Here is a 16708-nt window from a genome sequence, read left to right as displayed (position 1 = left end):
ATAATCAATCCAACTCGAATTCTTGCTTCCAATCGGCGGACTCTTGCCAGTTCGGTTGCTGTGTTTTATCAATCAAAAAGTTTTCAAGCACTAAAAAGTCCATCTCAGTACGCATAAAACAGCGGTAAGCATCTTCCGGCGTATTCACAATGGGCTCACCACGCACATTAAACGAGGTATTAACCAATAAAGGACAACCCGTTTTCTGCTCAAAAGCATCTAACAAATTATAAAAACGGGGATTGGTTTCCGGGTGAACTGTTTGCAGCCGTGCCGAGTAATCCACATGAGTTACTGCCGGAATCTCAGAGCGAGGCACATTAAGCTTATCAATGCCAAAAAGCTTCGCTTGCTCCTCACTCATCAACGTGCGCTTGCTCTCTTTGACCGGTGCGACAATTAACATGTAAGGACTAGGTCCTTCGTGATCAAACCACTCGGACACTTTGTCATGCTTGATCAGTGGCGCAAAGGGGCGGAATGATTCCCGATACTTAATTTTGAGATTCATAACCGACTGCATTTTTTTACTGCGTGCGTCACCGATGATTGAGCGTCCACCCAATGCCCGAGGGCCAAACTCCATACGTCCAGCAAACCAGCCAATTACTTTTTCTTGTTCCAATTGCTCAGCCACTGCACTAAACAAGGACTCGTCCTTCAATTCCTGATACACCGCACCGACACTATCCAAGTACTCACGAATTGCTTGCGCATCATACGAAGGCCCAAGGTAAGCGCCCTTCATCGCATCGCCTGCTTGTACCTGACGCGGCTGCCCTTCATATTCATGACAAGCAGATAACGCTGCGCCAATTGCACCACCCGCATCGCCCGCAGCCGGTTGAATCCAGATAGACTTGAATGGCCCTTCACGCAATAAACGGCCGTTTGCCACACAATTCAGTGCAACGCCACCCGCCAAACAAAGATTATCCAATCCCGTTTCTTGGTGGACTGTTCTGGCCAAACGCAACACAATTTCTTCGGTAACCACTTGGATTGAGCGCGCAATATCCATTTCCCTCTGGGTCAACTCAGCTTCAGGCTCTCTGGCAGGCTGACCAAACAGTTTAGCAAAGCGCTTATTCGTCATGGTCAAGCCAGTGGCATAACCAAAATATTCCATATTAAGACGGAAAGTACCGTCCTCTTTTAAATCCAGCAGATTATCTAAAATCAAATCAACATAAACCGGCTCACCATAAGGAGCCAAGCCCATCAACTTGTATTCGCCGGAATTAACACGAAAACCGGTGTAGTAGGTAAACGCGGAATACAACAACCCCAATGAATGTGGGAAATCGATCTCCCACTGTGGTGTTAATTGATTCTTCTCTCCGACCCAAACTGAGGTAGTCGCCCACTCACCCACGCCATCCAAGCACATAACTGCCGCGCTTTCATAAGGGCTAGGGTAAAAAGCAGAAGCCGCATGGGATTGATGATGTTCGGTAAACAACAGTGTCGGTAGCTCTGACTCTGCGAGGCCTGAAACAGTCGACAACTCTTGTTTTAGCATTTTCTTTAGAAACAGTTTTTCTTTAATCCAAACCGGAATCGCCGTCATAAACGACTTGAAGCCCCTTGGCGCATAGGAAAGATAAGTTTCTAGTAAGCGTTCAAACTTAAGTAATGGCTTATCGTAAAACACAATAGAGTGTACATCTGCCAAGCGAATACCGGCTTCATCAAGACAATAGGCAATAGCCTGTGCCGGAAAAGCGGGATCGTGCTTTTTACGGCTAAAGCGCTCTTCCTGAGCTGCCGCTAACAGCTCGCCATCACCAATCAACGCCGCGGCGCTGTCGTGATAAAATGCTGAAATTCCGAGAATATACTGCGGCATACGAGTTGCTCTTAATAATTATCAATTTTAATTTATTCTATAAGGCCTCAATGTGTTTCACTGCCTGAGTGCCCATTGCTCATACTGCTTCCGATATTATTACAGTTAGCTATTGTTGGCAGTGATGAGAGATAGATGGGGTAAATCTTTTGATAGAAGGGAATACTTAGCTTACGGCTTGGAAGAATGATAAAAAGCACTTATATTCTTGCGCAAGCATCAAACAATCACAATTGGGAGGAAGCGGCAATTGCCGCGAAGATAATTTGAAGAACCTATTTCAGAACAGACACAAATTTATTGCTATTCTAATGGCCCCATTCCTAGCGATAGGGGGATTCGGACTCGCTGATTTGTATTTAAAGAACAAACAAGAGCCGAGCTCGATGTATCGCAAGCTCGTTCCTAAGGGCGACTGTAAGCCAGTGCAAAATGCCTGTGAGATAGAAGGTATTGGTCTAACGCTCCATGTGAACTTTGAAACTCAACCTGTTCCTGGCCAAGCTATTCCAGTCACCGTCACTTCAGAAACTCGTCTTGATGATGTCGCCTTATCACTATTAAGCAATGATCTGGAAAGTGCCGCAGTTTCCGCCGTGCGCGATGAAGCACGTCGTATTTGGAAAACACTCCCAACACTACCCGAAGCCAGCGATGCAAAAAATGTTGTCATGAGACTAGCCGTCTCTAACAAAGGTAAGCTCAACTTTGTTGAAGTACCGCTTGTTTTACAATAATCCCATCAGCAGTAAACTCAAATAGCAGCCACAAAAAAGCCCCGTACATGACGGGGCTTTTCAGATTCATCAGACCGTAACCGGTCAGTGCATTTAAGCTGTTGCTTGGATGCTGATGAACTTGCGATTCTTGTCGCCTTTAACTTCAAACACAACAACACCGTCTTTCTTAGCAAACAGTGTGTGGTCTTTGCCGCAGCCAACATCAGTACCTGGGTGGAAACGAGTTCCACGCTGGCGTACTAAAATGCTACCAGCTGTTACAGCTTGTCCGCCGAAGCGCTTAACGCCAAGACGTTTCGACTCCGAATCGCGACCGTTGCGAGTACTACCCGCCGCTTTCTTATGTGCCATTACTAAATCCTCTATTTTCTACAAGGTAGGAAAGTGACGCTACCTTAAGCGGAGATCGCTGTGATCTCAACTTTTGTTAAATATTGACGATGACCAGTGCGTTTTTCGTGGTGCTTACGTCGTTTGAATTTGACGATCTCAACTTTCTTGCCGCGACCTTGCTTCGTTACAGTTGCAGTGACTTGGCCACCAGCAACATAAGGAGCGCCGATCTGAACAGCGTCGTCATTATTAATCATAAGGACATTGTCGAAATTAACGCTTGCGCCTTCTTCAACGTCTAACTTTTCAATATCGATCACATCACCTTGTGATACGCGGTATTGCTTTCCACCAGTAGTAAAGATGGCGTACATGTTCTTGCTCCTAACCTAAGCGAATAGAGTCTATCGGAAAACCGCCGGAGTATACTTCCCTATTTCCCTATAGTCAATTATTCCTTCACACAAAGTCTGTTTAAATGCAAGCTTGACAGTCTGCAACCATCTACCTAGCATTCGCCCTTTAAATCGTCACGCACGAGCACAGCCAAGATTATGGAATTTAAGGAAATTCAGGCACTGATCGCCGATGATATGGGCGCGGTAAATGCTTTAATTCAACAACGTTTGCAATCAGATGTCGTTTTGGTGAATCAACTAAGCCACTATATCATTGGTAATGGCGGTAAACGACTCCGCCCCATGCTTGCCTTGCTCACGGCTCGCGCCTGTGGATACCAAGGGCAACATCATATTGATCTGGCGGCAATTGTGGAATTTATCCATACTGCCACCCTACTTCACGACGATGTCGTTGATGAATCTGACCTGCGCCGCGGCAAAGATACCGCCAATAATATCTGGGGCAACCAAGCGGCTGTTCTGGTCGGTGATTTTTTATATTCCCGTGCTTTTGAAATGATGGTCGATGTCGGCGAAATGCGCGTTATGCAAGTACTGGCTCAGGCGACCAATATCATCGCTGAAGGTGAAGTCCTACAATTATTAAATTGTAATGATGCCGATACCACCGAAGCTCGCTACTTAGAAGTTATCTACTCTAAAACAGCCAAACTCTTTGAAGCCGCCTCGCAGTTAGGTGCCATTTTATCTGGCCTGCCGAAAGACCAAGAACAAGCCATGGCTGACTATGGCATGCACTTAGGGACTGCCTTCCAGTTAATCGATGATATTCTCGATTACAGCGCGACCGCCGATGAAATGGGCAAGAACGTGGGCGATGATTTAGCAGAAGGTAAACCAACCCTACCACTGATTATTGCACTGCAACGCAGTACCAGCGATGATGCTCAAATGATTCGTGAAGCTATTGAACAAGGTGGCCTTGATCGCATCGACGATATTATTTCTGTCATCAATAGCACCGGCGCTTTGGACTATGCTCGCAGCATTGCTGAGCAAGAAACTGCCAAAGCCATTGAATGCCTACAGTGCTTGCCAGATAGTGACGAAAAAGCTGCATTAACCGCATTAGCCTGGTTCTCAATTCAACGACAACATTAATACCGGGAACCAGAAAACCACTTACACTGTCTGAGCACAGACGCGTATTTTTATTCGGCTCACTTAAGTGATAAGCTGAGCTGCACTCGGCATTTAGCCAAAAAACATGGATAGGTTTTTAGGAGACGGTAGTATGTTTGGAAAGTTTGGTGGTGTTGTTATTGTTATTTTGTCAGCTGCAATCATTGCGGGCCTCATTCTGCGCCCAAGCCCTGACGAACTCCCTGCAGCGATGAGCCTTGGTGTTACACCAGCCACTTCCAGCCAGCTTGAGCCGGTCACACCAATGGACGAGGCCGCAGTAACAGAAGCGGTTACAGAGACACCGACAGAAAGCGAGACGGCTGACGAAGCTACCCCTGCTGTTGAAGCAGTTGATACCACAAAGGACGTCGACAGCACTGAAGCAACTGACAAACCGGCCACCGATGTTGATGCGACAATAGAAGAAGACGCTGACACTGCAGCAGAAGAAGAAAAGGCAGCAAAGCCTGAAGCTGAAACGACTGAAGCACCAGCCAGCGAAGACAAGCCAGCCCAGTAATTGCCATTTGGCGAGTTCCAACTGATATTCACGGAGGAATAAAGATGAGCAGTTTTTTTCAATGGTTACGTAACTTATTTGGTGGCGGGTCTCAACAACAGCCACCGGTCACTCCTGCACCAGTGCCAACACCTCCTTCGGTGAGACCAACACCGCAGCCTGACCCTGTAGATTCAATACCTCCTGCGCCCGTGCAACCACCGGAGCCTGTACCAGAGCCGACTCCCGAACCACCACCGGCTGCACCTGCTCCAGTACAACAAGGTCCTGCCACCATTTCAGCGATTGAAACGGCAGACCTTCGGGTGCCTTTGTCCAGCGATGTAGCGTTTCAAATCATTACCTCACCTGCCGGTCAATATGCCGACTGCAAGCTAGACCTTAGCGCCAGCAGCAAAGTTAGCGTGGTGAGTGATATCGATCCTGATAGCGGCCGTTTCACATTACGCTTTGACCAGGTCTCAACATCCGATAACGATATTCAAACAATCCGAGTGCATAACCCACAAGGAGATCGTAGTATCGCGGTAACCGTTTCACTGATGAAACTCATGTGGAAAAATCACCCCGGACGCACCAATGTTTGCGATGACACGGTATTCACCAATCAATGCGCCATTCGTATGGGTACCGCAATGGAGTTATCGGGAATCAAGCTATCAACGGACCGCAGAGTACTCAGACGCTGCACCACTGAATACAATGCTTACAAAGATCACGCCCAAGGCAAAGTCAGAGGCCACGTGCTTGCCGCACAGGAGCTGGCTAACTGGATTAAGTCCCAACCTAATACCTTCGGCAGCCGTCACATCGTTCATAGCAAGGAAGAACTACTAGGGCGCACTGGTATCATATTTTTCAGGGATGGCTGGGGTGCAACAGATCATATTGATGTCTGGGATGGCGAATCGTTGGTTGGCGGCTTCCCGTCTTACTTTAACTCAGACTTCAAAGAACTTTGGTTCTGGGATATTTACTAAGATGTATTGCGGCGCTTGCTCGCCAAAGGTGATTTTGGGTGCTAGCCTCGGCGTATTGCTGATGGCGTTCACCCATAACGCTTTAGCGGAGTCTAGCACCGACACTATCCCCGAAACCAGCGTTCACCTGATCGGTAACTATGGTTTTATACTGGATAACCGCGAAGCCAACTGCATGCTTCACAGCAAAGTTGGCGATCAGGAAGTTAGTATTGCGCTAGATATGAGCAGCCCCTGCTATTGGGTTCGCTCAGAAGCAGATGAGATAATTGACTATCCTTATCCCGATGCCGACATCACTCATACTCTGCTGATTGCCGGAACCGCACTCGATTGGGATGATCAGAAAAAGCAGTATCAAAAACTACCAACCGATCAGTATTGCACCGAACGATTACAAGGACTTGTGATTAGCAATAGCGCAATACAGACGAGTGCCTCAAGCATCGAAGCATCCAACTGTATTGGCCAAAGTCTTGATGAAAAAGTGTTTTATGGCATCGCTCACGATGAAGACATTCAACCACAACTGACTTTGGATGAGCCACCTGTTGAGGCATCATTATTCGATACGATAAAACAAACTTTCAAAGGATTGTTCAGTAGCGAGCCAGACGCAAAATAGCTAGCAAGGCGTATAATCCAGCATAAACTTTACACCACGCTCACCGCGATAGTTCCGTCCATTTAGCTGATTAAAAGAATCCACTCCAACGCCAGATGGCAACTTTGTTCTACTAATTACCTCCAGAACAGAGTCCATTTCTAGTTTAATATCTCTACCACAGGCAGACCAGCCGACATTAAACGGCTCACGCAGAACCACTTCTTGATATCGCTTACCTTGCCAGTTGTTGGTCACTTTCTCGGTACTATTATCAAACCGATAGTTACGTGACATTCTGGCATGTGCATTAGCGGGTAGATCGACAAACCCACGAAACCGGATCTGACGTAATTTAACACGACGATTTCTCGGCAACTCAAGACTCATCGTCAGCTTACAGCGCTTTACTAATTGACCTGGTTGGCCAGAAAGCTGAGCATTATAATTATTAAACACCGCACGAATGGCCCGCTTATTCGGCAAAATATTCACCGATACCGAGCCTGCCGGACAACCATTCCCTTGGTACTTTATCTTCGTTAAACGAACATCGGAGTTCATTGCACTAGCCCCACCCGATACGGCGAAAGTCCCCACAATCGCCAAAACCCAAAAACCTCTCAAAACATACCCCCCTGCTGAATTATTAGCTTTTTACATGCTTCAGCATGACCAAATATTAGTCATATTTTTGGCGAAAAAGGTTCACCTCAGCATTTTTCAGTTTCGCATCCAATTCATCAGCTTCTGCTGCTGTTAATTTTTTATCTGCATAATATTTAGCAAAAAGCTTACTAATACTTTGCATCTCTTGTTTGAGTATCTTTTCTTCGGCACCATCAATTTCCTTATTTGTGAGCGCCTTGCTGATCTCTGTCTTTTGTGCAGCAATACGCGCAGGAAAGCCACCATCCGCCATAGCTAAACCGGACAAACTAAGTAGTAGCATCGAGAATACTACTGATTTCATTAAATTATTTATATTCATTTTGAGCCTTCCTATGCCTTTTAAGCGGACGCGAATAGCCTCCACCAAACTAAGCAAAGCCCGCCAGCTCCGCTTTATGACAATACGCCACACGTTTTTATTAAGTTAGACCCGGACACCTAGCGTGCGCCGAGACAACAGTCACTGAAGCTTCTTCTTCCACCTTCAAAGATCCTTCTTCGAGAGGCTGAGCATCGTCTTTACCAGTGCTGCTACTCTATAATGCGTAATCTAATTAGAAAACGGCTCAACATTTTCTAACAAACTGACTGCTTTAGTGATAAACGGTCAGATATCACACTTAACGTAGCGTAATTGATAGTCGAACTGTGCTCTGTTTGTATAATCTAATGAATCTAACGTGATGAGTGATGTGTCCGCACCTTCGGGCACAGAAATGTATAAAGAGGTATTGCTGCGCAGAATCACATCCGATCCACAGTGAGAAAGCCTGCCACCGTATTCTTCCAAGCGGTCAAAGATCTGTAATCCATCATTCTCCAACTCACCTTCCCAGCGATCCACCAAAGTAGGACTACTCTCTCCCGAAAAAAAGTACTCGCGGGTAAACTCCGCCCAACCATCCTCTGGTAAAAATACTGCACCACGAAAATCAGCATCAATTAAAAACGTTTGATAACCCGATGGGATATCCAGAGAGATAGCAATATTACAGGGAATCCGACTCTCGGTGACGCCGGTTCCGGACCCCGCTTCAGCCAAATACTCGTTAAATATAACTGAAACCACTGTTTTATCAGGAGCGAGGGTGACTGAAGCACCCGAGTCAGAAGGGCAACCAGCTCCTGATGTCGTCACGCTATTAATCTTTACATCAGTAAACTCCAATTCCTTGTCGCTACTATTGCAAGCAGACAACCCAAGGCACAGAACAATAGGTAAAATAGTTTTCATAGCTGATCTCTCTCTTCCGGATTAAGTATTTGATTAGAGGCCCTAAGTGTTCCAGCATTACAGCCAGCTTAGGTTATCGGTAGTATCGATGCGATTAATGGCCCGCTTGGATAACATCGACTGCGATAGGTCAGAGCCATAGTCTGACGATTAATTATTCTCTTTAACTCGCTGAGCCGCTTCCGGCCCGAGCGGCTCAAATGGAAACAGGATGAATTCAGGGTTGCTACATTGCAGCTGCTGCTCAAGGGATAAGCTTTCACTATCAATGCGTGCTTTTCGTTGCAATAGGTACTGAGCGTCCGGATGCTCACGGGCTAAATCACCACGCCGAGTACGAATATCATCACGCAAGCGCTTTGCTAAATCTGCTTGGCCATCCGCTAGGACCAAACAGGCACGTATTTCAGCCACCCGATTCAGTAACGGCGTCATCCGCATATCCGTTTGACTATCCACAATCGTCTGATAATAAGACACTGCACGTTGCGGGTTGCCTTTAAGATACCAAAAATGCCCTCTTAGCTCCTTGATAAAGGCGCGGAAAAAGCGCACATCTTTTAATAATTCGACTTCCGACTCACGCTGCACCGTCGCCAAGCTATTTAATAATTGCTCGGCCTGATCTAAATGCTTTTCAAACTGGTCGAATTGCTTAGTCAGTAGGTTTGCCTGCGCAAAGTACAATAAATCGTTAACGTATTCAGTCCTTCGCTTGCGGCTCTCACTGTTATAAGTAATTGCATCAAACGCCGCTTCAACTTCCGCAAGTTTAGCCAAACCCTGCTCCCGAGGCTCGGTATAAATGCGAATCTCGGCCAATAAGCGCCGCACCCGAAGCAAATCTAACTGGATTGCTGCCGCATCAATTTTGTCGTCATTCTCATCACCCAGCAGCATGTCCGGAGCCACAGTCTTGATGAGTTCCTGCAAATCTTCCAGATGACCTTCTGCCTGCGTTAGAAAATCAATGGCGGTAGTGGTATCGCCTTCATTCAAATAGTTTGGATGCCCTTTGAGCTTGCCGTAACGCGTCAAGCTTTCGGCCAATACGAATCGGGCCGGAATATTATCAGGCACCTCGCCAAGGCTTTTTTCAATATTATTAATTGCCAGCTCAGTAAGCTCTAACTGCACCGCCAGCGAGGGCTGAGTACGGCTGATTACCGCAGTCAGGTCATTACTAACCCGACGCGCCGAGACCGCTGCCTGCAAGTTTAACTTGGTCACTTCGCGCTTTTGCTGATAATCCAGATAAGCCGCTCCAGCACCAACGGCAACAAAAATCCCCAGCACAATTAACCAGAACTGTCGGTTACGACTGATGTTTTTATGTACTGTGTGAAAGTGCCAAAATTTTCCATGACTAATCGCATCGATTGGCTTTTCATCCAACCAATTACGTAAGTCTTCACCCATTAGCTTTGCACTGGCATAACGCTGCTCAGGGATAGGACTAATCGCTTTTTTAACTATCATCCGCAGTTCATGGGATGAGATCAGCCCAAGCAATTGCTCGTGATTAATTTGCTTATAGCGCTTTTTGACCAGTAATTCAGTCGCCACTCGCGGCAAATCACCACCAATCAGCAACTGAGCCAATACCACGCCTAAACTGTAAACATCGTCCGTGATATGCGGAGGCAAATGCTGTTGACGTTGAGGGCTGGAATATTCCGGAGTCAGTGCTTGTGAGCCCATTTCTTCGGTATATTCGTCGTGCGTTTTAATTAAGGACTGTGAGATACCAAAATCGAGCAGCTTAAGAATGCCGTTTTCGGTTACCAGAATGTTGGCAGGTTTGAGGTCGCAATGAATCACGCTTTGCTGGTGTGCTTGGTCAACGACATTACACAAGGTGCAAAATAAGCTGACCAGTGTTTTTCTGTCCAGCTTGTGGCTGATGTTATAAAGATCAATGGCCTGGCCTTCAACCAACTCCATCACCAGATAGGGGAAGCCCTCTTCTAGCGTGCCACCATCCAGTAAGGTGACAATATTCGGGTGCTCAAGATTGGCCAAGGTTTGGCGCTCGCGACGAAACATATCCGCTTCGACATTGCCCAGCTCAACCACTTTAATCGCAACGCGCTGCTCGTATTCCCCATCAACCCGATCAGCTGAATACACTCGCCCCATACCACCACGGGCAATTTCTTCGACGACTTGATAGTTGCCCAAACGACGACCAGAAAGGTCCGGGCACGCAGCAATTCCCTTCAAGTCCGGAGACTCTGAAAGAAATGCCTCGGAAGACAAATGTGCCTCTAATAATGTCTGAACTTCGGTAAAGATTTCCTGCCGCCCTGCACAGCGCTCCTGTAGCCAGGTGTCGCGCTGCTCCGGGGGAAGCTCTAGTGCATCGAAGAATAAATCTTCGACTTCGGCGAAATAACCAGACTCTACCGGTTCATCTCCTTGTACAGCCATGCTTTAGCCATAGTCCATTTGCGCTTAACCGTTGATAGAGAAATGTCGAGGACATCAGAAATCTCCTCATTACTCATTCCTGAGAAAAACCGTAATTCGACCACTTTAACCTGCATCGCATCCAATGCTTCAAGGCGTATTAGTAGCTCATCTAACAGGATAACGTCCATATCCTGCTCAGCCTGAAAGTCATCCACGCCTTCGATCAATGTAACGGGGACTTGGCCACCGCCGCGCTTTGCAGCGTTCTTGGTACGCGCATGTGACACCAGTATCTGCCGCACGCAGTTTCCACAAACGGCCAGAAAGTGCTGCTTATCATTAAAGATCATGCTCTCTTCTGAGCTCATCTTCAGATACGCTTCATTGACTAGCGCAGTGGGGCATAGCGTGTGATTAGAGCGCTCTCGTGACATCTGAATCGCAGCCAAGCGCTTGATTTCCGGATACAAAGTTTCCAGTAATTTCGAGTGGTGCTCAGATTGTGTCAGTAGATCCATACTATCCATACTCCTTAAAACAGTCGCATAGCCATTCTTTACGATAACAACTCCGAAGCCAAAGCTCCAATGAAAAGCATTTATCGACTAAAGAATAAGCGTAGCACTAATAGACGCTAAAAAAGCCGTCCTCCACCAATCATACGTTTTTTCCAATAACTATTCAGCTTGTCGATTGATACCGTCCGACCTTTGCGCGGCGCATGTATAAAACTGTTGTTTCCCAAGTACATGCCGACATGATTGATTCGTGAACGGCTACGAAGGCGCGTGTGGAAAAAAATCAAATCACCCGGCTGCAACTCATGCGTTTTAACTCGGCGACTTTCCCGATACTGCTGAGCGGCCGTCCGCGGCAAGGTCATATTCAACTGCTTATACACATATTGAATGAGACCGCTGCAATCAAAACCTCGTCGGGAAGTACCACCCCAAACGTAGGGAATACGCAATTGCTTGCGGGCCGTCTGAGTTAATCGCTGGCGAAGCTGTGTTTTTTGCTGAACGGCTTTCGCTGGTGCCTCACTATTGACACCTTTCGGCCAGTTGGTTCCAAATAAAGACTGATAAGCCTGCTTTAATAATAAGTCATCCTGCGCCAATACAGCCTGTGGTGCTGACCACAAAGCCACAAGCAACAGGCACGACACCATACGCATGGTGCCGCGTTGAAATACTAACTTCATGAAAATCCCCAGAAGGTGGTGAACCAAAGTTCACACCATTAAGCATGATGGTTAATTGAAAAAGGCAGTAGCCCCTACTGCCCCGGGTGGCGACACTCAGACCGCCTGAGCGGAATCCCGTAATTCAAAATCATGTGTAATGGTGGCAACTTTTTCTAACATTTTTGCGGCAGAGCAATACTTTTCTGCTGACAAAGCGACTGCACGTTCGACCCGTGCTTCGCTGACATTATGACCTTCGACGATGAAGTGCAGATGAATATTGGTAAACACCTTCGGCTCTGTGTCTGCACGCTCTGCGGTAATCTCAACTTCGCAGTTGGTAATATTCTGTCGAGCCTTTTGTAAAATCATCACTACATCAAAGGATGAGCAACCGCCTAAACCCAGCAGCAACATCTCCATTGGGCGTACGCCCAGATTGCGACCACCAGCCGCCGGTGCGCCATCCATTACAACAGAGTGCCCACTATCAGACTCTCCAACAAAGCTCATGTGATCTAACCATTTAACTCGCGCTTTCATGCTGCTTGCTCCAGTTTTTTCTCAACGGCATCCATTAGTAATCCTGCGATATTAGCCGAATAAATTGTATCTAACTCACGAATACAGGTTGGACTGGTGACATTGATTTCTGTCATGTAGTCACCAATCACGTCCAAACCAACAAAGGTTAATCCCATTTCTTTAAGACTTGGGCCAACCGCCGCACAGATTTCGCGGTCGCGGTCGGTCAATGGGACCCCCTTTGACGTCGCACCAGCCGCAAGGTTCGCACGACCTTCGCCTTTAGCCGGAATTCTTGCTAAAGCGTAATCAAATGGCACGCCATCGACTAGCAAAATGCGCTTATCGCCATCTTTAAACTCCGGGAGAAAACGTTGCGCCATCGCCGTCACTGTCCCTTGATGGGTAATGGTTTCCAAAATAACGTTGCGGTTTTGATCGCCTGCCTGAATCTGGAAAATCATTGAACCACCCATGCCATCCAGCGGTTTCACAACAATGCGTTCGTGTTTGTCATGGAAGGCTTTAATGCGCTGCATATCTCGGGTAACCAGAGTTTCCGGAGCAAACTCGTGAAACCAGGTTGTGAAAAATTTCTCATTGGCGCTGCGAATACTGGATGGACGATTAAGCACCAAACAACCTTGCTGCTCAGCCAGTTCCAGCATGTAAGTACTGTAGATGTACTCCATATCGAAAGGAGGGTCTTTACGCATAATGACACAGTCAATGGCTGACATCGGCTGCGTTTGTTCGCCCGTTACATCAAACCAGTGATCATTATTATCCTGCAGACTAACCGTTTGGCTATGGCAGTAAACAATCCCAGCTTCCGTAAAAATATCTGACTGCTGTATATAATGAACATCCCAACCACGGCGTTGCGCTTCGAGCATCATGGCAAACGTACTGTCTTTATAGGGTTTGATCGACTCAATCGGATCCATTACAAATCCGATACTAACCGGCTGACTAGACATACAGGAACATCCATCGCTATTTAATGTGGAGGATGATTGTAGTCGCTAAAACGGCAAAAAAAAAGGCAGACCGAAGTCTGCCTAAAGTTGCGAGGGAGTTGGTGCTGCACTTTGGAGACTTGGCTCCAGAGTACAAAATTCTAAGTGTGCTGCTGATTTTACAGCGGCTGCAGACATGTTATCTGCGTTTAACTACCCCTTGAGTAGCAGTAAACAATTCTTAGGTTCAAAAATATGTTAAATTAATTCGTTATTACGTGATGCAACGTGCCGATAGAGTATTTGTGTGCATTAAAAGAAAACAGTAATCTGCGCTGCTCAAAGCAATCACTCACTTTAGTTAGCAAAGCAGGTGGGCAAAATGAACCTAATAATTACCAACAACGACTACTCAAATGAAAGCAGTGTTGAAAGATAATCTTAAGCAACCTCGACGGGAAGATGACCGTTCGGAGGACGCACAGCTGTTGCAGCTCATACAAAAAGGTGACAAGGATGCTTTTTCAACTTTATATTTGAAATATCAGCCACGTTTTCTAAAGTATTGCACCAGAGTGTTGCAAAATGACGTAGCATTAGCTGCGGACATTGTTGATGAAGCGATGATCGAAATATGGAAGTCCGCCGGAAACTTTGCGGGCAAGTCGCTCCCATCAACGTGGATGTATTCAATCATGCGTTTTCGTTTGATCGGCTATCTGCGTAAGAACAAGGAGATTCTCCTTGAAGACGACACAGCCGCTGTCAATATGGAAGACACTGCTTTAAGGCCCGATGAAGAACTAGAGTTAAGCCAGGTTAATGAGTCACTGATACGGCACTTAGGGTATCTGAGTGACAAGCACCGAGAAGTGCTTGAACTGGTTTATTTTAAAGAGCTATCCGTACGTGAGGTAGCCACTGCTCTGGGAATATCTGAGGGGACGGTAAAGACTCGCATGTTTTATGCGAGAAAGCATTTGAAAGAAATCCTGACGAACGCAGGCTCTCTTTAGGTCGTAATATTATGGATACCAATACCAAACAACAAGTAAGAACGCTGCTACCCTGGTATCACCTTGGTAAGCTGTCGGATACTGAGAAAGCCCTTGTTGACAAAGCAACGCTTGAAGATGCTGCCCTGCGAGATGAATTAGCGCTGGAAGCAGAAATGATTAAACAGACTCGTGCTGATAAAACAGTGATGGACGGGTCTGCGCTACAGAGCGCACAAGTAAGGCTAAATAGTGTTCTGGCAAAGATCGATGCGCTGGAAACACCAAGCGAGCAAGTTGTGGCTGAGCCGGCAAAGGCCAGCACTCCACAGGCACCGACATTGTTTGCTCGCATCAAAGATTATGTAGACAATTTACTCACTGGTAATTCTCATAGCTTTTCGTATGCTGTTTTCGCCGTGCTAACGGTCGTACAGCTTGGGCTTTTGATGTTCTTTGTGCTGCCTTCTGCTAATATTACCAGCGAATATGGCCTAGCCAGCTACACTGAAAGCAGTCCAAGCACTCAGGTAGTTAAAGCTCCAGCTGATGCTGACCACACCGTGTTACTAATTGGATTAGATGAGAATATTCATTTTGAACGAATTGAGTCACTATTCAGCGCAGTTGAGAATGTACAAGCCGAACTTCTTCCAGATGACGCAGGATTTTACCGCGTACGCCTCAATAAGAAGTTAACTGCTGAAGAATTAGAGGGTTTGGAGAATGAGTTGTCGAAGAAGCATGCATCAATCTGGTTTGTTGGGGAACAGTTCCCGAATTAAGCAGATCTTGTCTGGCGCCACTTGGGTGGTAGCCAGCTGCCTTGTTTCGACCTCCCTATTTGCTGAACAAACTCAAACGGACACCGGTATTGCAATACCGGGATATCAGCCCGGCGTTCATAAGCCTGGCCCGATTCGTCCTCAAGCTAAGCAACGCCGTAATAACCCCTACTATTACGGCTTTGTTCCCTTCTATCAAAAAGCACCACCACTAACCGTCGTTCCGATAGTTAAGCCCAAACCTGCCCGCAGCGACTTTGTTAAAGACGAATTATTACTAGTCTATGACTTTGGCTTGTCTGTCGACGAAGTTAAAGCAATTACCGACAAGTACAAACTCAAGCGCAAAGGTGGCATGGCCATCGGCGCTCTCCGAAAAGGTGTGGTAATCGCGGATACGCTGGGCCAAAGTCCACTGGATTTATCCGATACCATTAACAAAGCTGAAAAGAACTTTGAAGCCAGCACCAACAATTACTTCATGTTGGCTGCAAATACCAATACCTCTGCTCGTGGAAACTATCCATTAGCACAAACAGGTATCGGTATCGCGCATGGCGTATCTAATGGCCGCGGAGTGTTGATAGGATTGGTAGATACGCCAGTTGACTTAAATCATCCCACTTTGCGCAGCTCCAATATCGAGCAGCGCAATATTGTTGACCCTAATACGGTTGAAAGCAAAGCACACGGCACCTCGATTGCGGGCATTTTAGTCAGTAAAAACCCACGTATCGGTATCGCACCAGAAGCTAAGGTGTTATCCGTTGGTGCATTTTCTTCCGTACCCGGTCACCCAAGTTCATTACGTGGCACTTCAACCGATATTGTTAGCGCCATCGCTTATTGTATTGAGCGCAAAGTAGATATTCTCAATCTAAGCTTTACCGGCAGCCGCGATACCTTTTTAGAAAATATTGTGCGTGAAGCCATTCGACAAAATATCGTCGTAGTCGCCGCTGGTGGTAATAATGGTCGTACCGGAAGTACTATTTACCCTGCACTGATCGATGGCGTTGTTGGGGTAACGGCAGTTGATAAAAATCGCCGTCTATTTAGCAAAGCCGATAAAGGCCGCTTTATTGATATCGCCGCACCGGGCGTTAATATTCTGACCACGGCCCCACAGGGCAAATATCAGGTATCAACCGGTACCTCTATGGCCGCCGCACATATCTCTGGTGCGATGGCATTATTAAAGTCTTACGACCGACGCTTTACGGCATCACAACTAAACAGAACCAGCACCGACCTTGGCCAACGCGGACGAGATGACGAGTTCGGAAATGGCCTAGTCAATGTTAGCGAAGCCCTACGCCAACTTGGCGCACCCATTCGTTAATTGACAACTCTCCTCTGGTCTTTGC

19 protein-coding genes are annotated in these 16708 nt (G+C 46.8%); 8 read left to right on the top strand and 11 right to left on the bottom strand.

All coding sequences use genetic code 11. From position 1 onward, the window contains the following. Positions 1-4 precede the first annotated feature (4 nt). The gene (locus tag LEUMU_RS0118645) at positions 5-1849 is read right to left on the bottom strand and encodes a carbamoyltransferase family protein (protein WP_022953821.1); all 1845 of its coding nucleotides are present in this window, start codon (positions 1847-1849) and stop codon (positions 5-7) included. 386 nt (positions 1850-2235) lie between these two features. On the opposite strand from LEUMU_RS0118645, the gene LEUMU_RS0118640 reads away from it, so the two are divergent. Beyond that, positions 2236-2586, top strand: a complete 351-nt coding sequence (locus LEUMU_RS0118640; RefSeq protein ID WP_022953820.1) for a hypothetical protein — start codon at positions 2236-2238, stop codon at positions 2584-2586. 93 nt (positions 2587-2679) lie between these two features. Here the strand turns inward: LEUMU_RS0118640 and rpmA are convergent, their stop codons facing one another. Continuing rightward, complete coding sequence (gene rpmA / locus LEUMU_RS0118635) at positions 2680-2940, bottom strand: 50S ribosomal protein L27 (RefSeq protein ID WP_022953819.1); 261 nt, start codon at positions 2938-2940, stop codon at positions 2680-2682. Between the two features lie 44 nt (positions 2941-2984). Continuing rightward, positions 2985-3296, bottom strand: a complete 312-nt coding sequence (rplU, locus tag LEUMU_RS0118630) for a 50S ribosomal protein L21 (RefSeq protein ID WP_022953818.1) — start codon at positions 3294-3296, stop codon at positions 2985-2987. A gap of 180 nt (positions 3297-3476) precedes the next feature. On the opposite strand from rplU, the gene ispB reads away from it, so the two are divergent. The 4 genes from ispB (at position 3477) to LEUMU_RS0118610 (ending at position 6594) form a co-directional block, all read left to right on the top strand. Further along, on the top strand, positions 3477-4445 hold the full coding sequence (gene ispB / locus LEUMU_RS0118625) for an octaprenyl diphosphate synthase (protein WP_022953817.1): 969 nt from the start codon (positions 3477-3479) through the stop codon (positions 4443-4445). 133 nt (positions 4446-4578) lie between these two features. Then, on the top strand, positions 4579-4989 hold the full coding sequence (locus LEUMU_RS0118620; RefSeq protein ID WP_022953816.1) for a hypothetical protein: 411 nt from the start codon (positions 4579-4581) through the stop codon (positions 4987-4989). Positions 4990-5033: 44 nt separating this feature from the next. Further along, positions 5034-5969, top strand: a complete 936-nt coding sequence (locus LEUMU_RS29080) for a T6SS effector amidase Tae4 family protein (protein ID WP_022953815.1) — start codon at positions 5034-5036, stop codon at positions 5967-5969. Continuing rightward, a complete protein-coding gene (locus LEUMU_RS0118610; protein WP_157474390.1) occupies positions 5863-6594 on the top strand; it encodes a hypothetical protein in 732 nt (243 codons plus the stop codon). Before LEUMU_RS29080 ends, LEUMU_RS0118610 begins: the two co-directional genes overlap by 107 nt. Here LEUMU_RS0118610 and LEUMU_RS0118605 read toward each other — a convergent pair whose 3' ends face one another. The 8 genes from LEUMU_RS0118605 to gshB form a co-directional block, all read right to left on the bottom strand. After that, positions 6595-7200, bottom strand: coding sequence for a DUF4360 domain-containing protein (locus LEUMU_RS0118605; protein WP_157474388.1), 606 nt, complete (start codon positions 7198-7200; stop codon positions 6595-6597). A gap of 55 nt (positions 7201-7255) precedes the next feature. Continuing rightward, complete coding sequence (locus LEUMU_RS0118600) at positions 7256-7564, bottom strand: hypothetical protein (protein WP_022953812.1); 309 nt, start codon at positions 7562-7564, stop codon at positions 7256-7258. 288 nt (positions 7565-7852) lie between these two features. Next, positions 7853-8479 (bottom strand): DUF4360 domain-containing protein, encoded by a 627-nt coding sequence (locus tag LEUMU_RS0118595; RefSeq protein ID WP_022953811.1) that lies wholly within the window; start codon positions 8477-8479, stop codon positions 7853-7855. Between the two features lie 150 nt (positions 8480-8629). Beyond that, positions 8630-10909 (bottom strand): serine/threonine protein kinase, encoded by a 2280-nt coding sequence (locus LEUMU_RS0118590; protein ID WP_084708134.1) that lies wholly within the window; start codon positions 10907-10909, stop codon positions 8630-8632. After that, entirely contained in the window at positions 10882-11409 is a 528-nt protein-coding gene (locus LEUMU_RS0118585) for an ECF-type sigma factor (RefSeq protein WP_022953809.1), read from the bottom strand. Before LEUMU_RS0118585 ends, LEUMU_RS0118590 begins: the two co-directional genes overlap by 28 nt. Positions 11410-11525: 116 nt before the next feature. After that, positions 11526-12095 (bottom strand): C40 family peptidase, encoded by a 570-nt coding sequence (locus tag LEUMU_RS28270; RefSeq protein ID WP_022953808.1) that lies wholly within the window; start codon positions 12093-12095, stop codon positions 11526-11528. Between the two features lie 96 nt (positions 12096-12191). Continuing rightward, positions 12192-12620 (bottom strand): OsmC family protein, encoded by a 429-nt coding sequence (locus tag LEUMU_RS0118575; RefSeq protein ID WP_022953807.1) that lies wholly within the window; start codon positions 12618-12620, stop codon positions 12192-12194. Next, positions 12617-13582: a glutathione synthase gene (gshB, locus tag LEUMU_RS0118570; RefSeq protein WP_022953806.1), complete on the bottom strand. Its 966-nt coding sequence runs from the start codon at positions 13580-13582 to the stop codon at positions 12617-12619. Before gshB ends, LEUMU_RS0118575 begins: the two co-directional genes overlap by 4 nt. A 395-nt stretch (positions 13583-13977) precedes the next feature. Here gshB and LEUMU_RS0118560 point away from each other — a divergent pair, with 395 nt between their 5' ends. Genes LEUMU_RS0118560 through LEUMU_RS26790 form a run of 3 tightly spaced genes read left to right on the top strand, consistent with a single transcriptional unit; the run spans position 13978 to position 16683 of the window. Next, entirely contained in the window at positions 13978-14577 is a 600-nt protein-coding gene (locus LEUMU_RS0118560; RefSeq protein ID WP_022953804.1) for a sigma-70 family RNA polymerase sigma factor, read from the top strand. An 11-nt stretch (positions 14578-14588) separates the two neighbouring features. Beyond that, entirely contained in the window at positions 14589-15341 is a 753-nt protein-coding gene (locus LEUMU_RS0118555; protein WP_022953803.1) for a hypothetical protein, read from the top strand. Further along, the gene (locus tag LEUMU_RS26790) at positions 15283-16683 is read left to right on the top strand and encodes a S8 family serine peptidase (protein ID WP_084708133.1); all 1401 of its coding nucleotides are present in this window, start codon (positions 15283-15285) and stop codon (positions 16681-16683) included. The genes LEUMU_RS0118555 and LEUMU_RS26790 overlap by 59 nt, the downstream gene beginning before the upstream one ends. Positions 16684-16708 lie beyond the last annotated feature (25 nt).

It is taken from the genome of Leucothrix mucor DSM 2157, from assembly GCF_000419525.1.
Classification (GTDB): domain Bacteria; phylum Pseudomonadota; class Gammaproteobacteria; order Thiotrichales; family Thiotrichaceae; genus Leucothrix; species Leucothrix mucor.
This window is presented reverse-complemented; position numbering and strand designations above follow the sequence as displayed.

Bases quoted from the DNA above. Each gene is read 5' to 3' on its own strand.
- LEUMU_RS0118645 (WP_022953821.1), bottom strand. From the start codon at position 1,849: ATGCCGCAGTATATTCTCGGAATTTCAGCATTTTATCACGACAGCGCC.
- LEUMU_RS0118640 (WP_022953820.1), top strand. From the start codon at position 2,236: ATGTATCGCAAGCTCGTTCCTAAGGGCGACTGTAAGCCAGTGCAAAAT.
- rpmA (WP_022953819.1), bottom strand. From the start codon at position 2,940: ATGGCACATAAGAAAGCGGCGGGTAGTACTCGCAACGGTCGCGATTCG.
- rplU (WP_022953818.1), bottom strand. From the start codon at position 3,296: ATGTACGCCATCTTTACTACTGGTGGAAAGCAATACCGCGTATCACAA.
- ispB (WP_022953817.1), top strand. From the start codon at position 3,477: ATGGAATTTAAGGAAATTCAGGCACTGATCGCCGATGATATGGGCGCG.
- LEUMU_RS0118620 (WP_022953816.1), top strand. From the start codon at position 4,579: ATGTTTGGAAAGTTTGGTGGTGTTGTTATTGTTATTTTGTCAGCTGCA.
- LEUMU_RS29080 (WP_022953815.1), top strand. From the start codon at position 5,034: ATGAGCAGTTTTTTTCAATGGTTACGTAACTTATTTGGTGGCGGGTCT.
- LEUMU_RS0118600 (WP_022953812.1), bottom strand. From the start codon at position 7,564: ATGAATATAAATAATTTAATGAAATCAGTAGTATTCTCGATGCTACTA.
- LEUMU_RS0118595 (WP_022953811.1), bottom strand. From the start codon at position 8,479: ATGAAAACTATTTTACCTATTGTTCTGTGCCTTGGGTTGTCTGCTTGC.
- LEUMU_RS0118590 (WP_084708134.1), bottom strand. From the start codon at position 10,909: ATGGCTGTACAAGGAGATGAACCGGTAGAGTCTGGTTATTTCGCCGAA.
- LEUMU_RS0118585 (WP_022953809.1), bottom strand. From the start codon at position 11,409: ATGGATCTACTGACACAATCTGAGCACCACTCGAAATTACTGGAAACT.
- LEUMU_RS28270 (WP_022953808.1), bottom strand. From the start codon at position 12,095: ATGAAGTTAGTATTTCAACGCGGCACCATGCGTATGGTGTCGTGCCTG.
- LEUMU_RS0118575 (WP_022953807.1), bottom strand. From the start codon at position 12,620: ATGAAAGCGCGAGTTAAATGGTTAGATCACATGAGCTTTGTTGGAGAG.
- gshB (WP_022953806.1), bottom strand. From the start codon at position 13,582: ATGTCTAGTCAGCCGGTTAGTATCGGATTTGTAATGGATCCGATTGAG.
- LEUMU_RS0118560 (WP_022953804.1), top strand. From the start codon at position 13,978: ATGAAAGCAGTGTTGAAAGATAATCTTAAGCAACCTCGACGGGAAGAT.
- LEUMU_RS0118555 (WP_022953803.1), top strand. From the start codon at position 14,589: ATGGATACCAATACCAAACAACAAGTAAGAACGCTGCTACCCTGGTAT.
- LEUMU_RS26790 (WP_084708133.1), top strand. From the start codon at position 15,283: ATGAGTTGTCGAAGAAGCATGCATCAATCTGGTTTGTTGGGGAACAGT.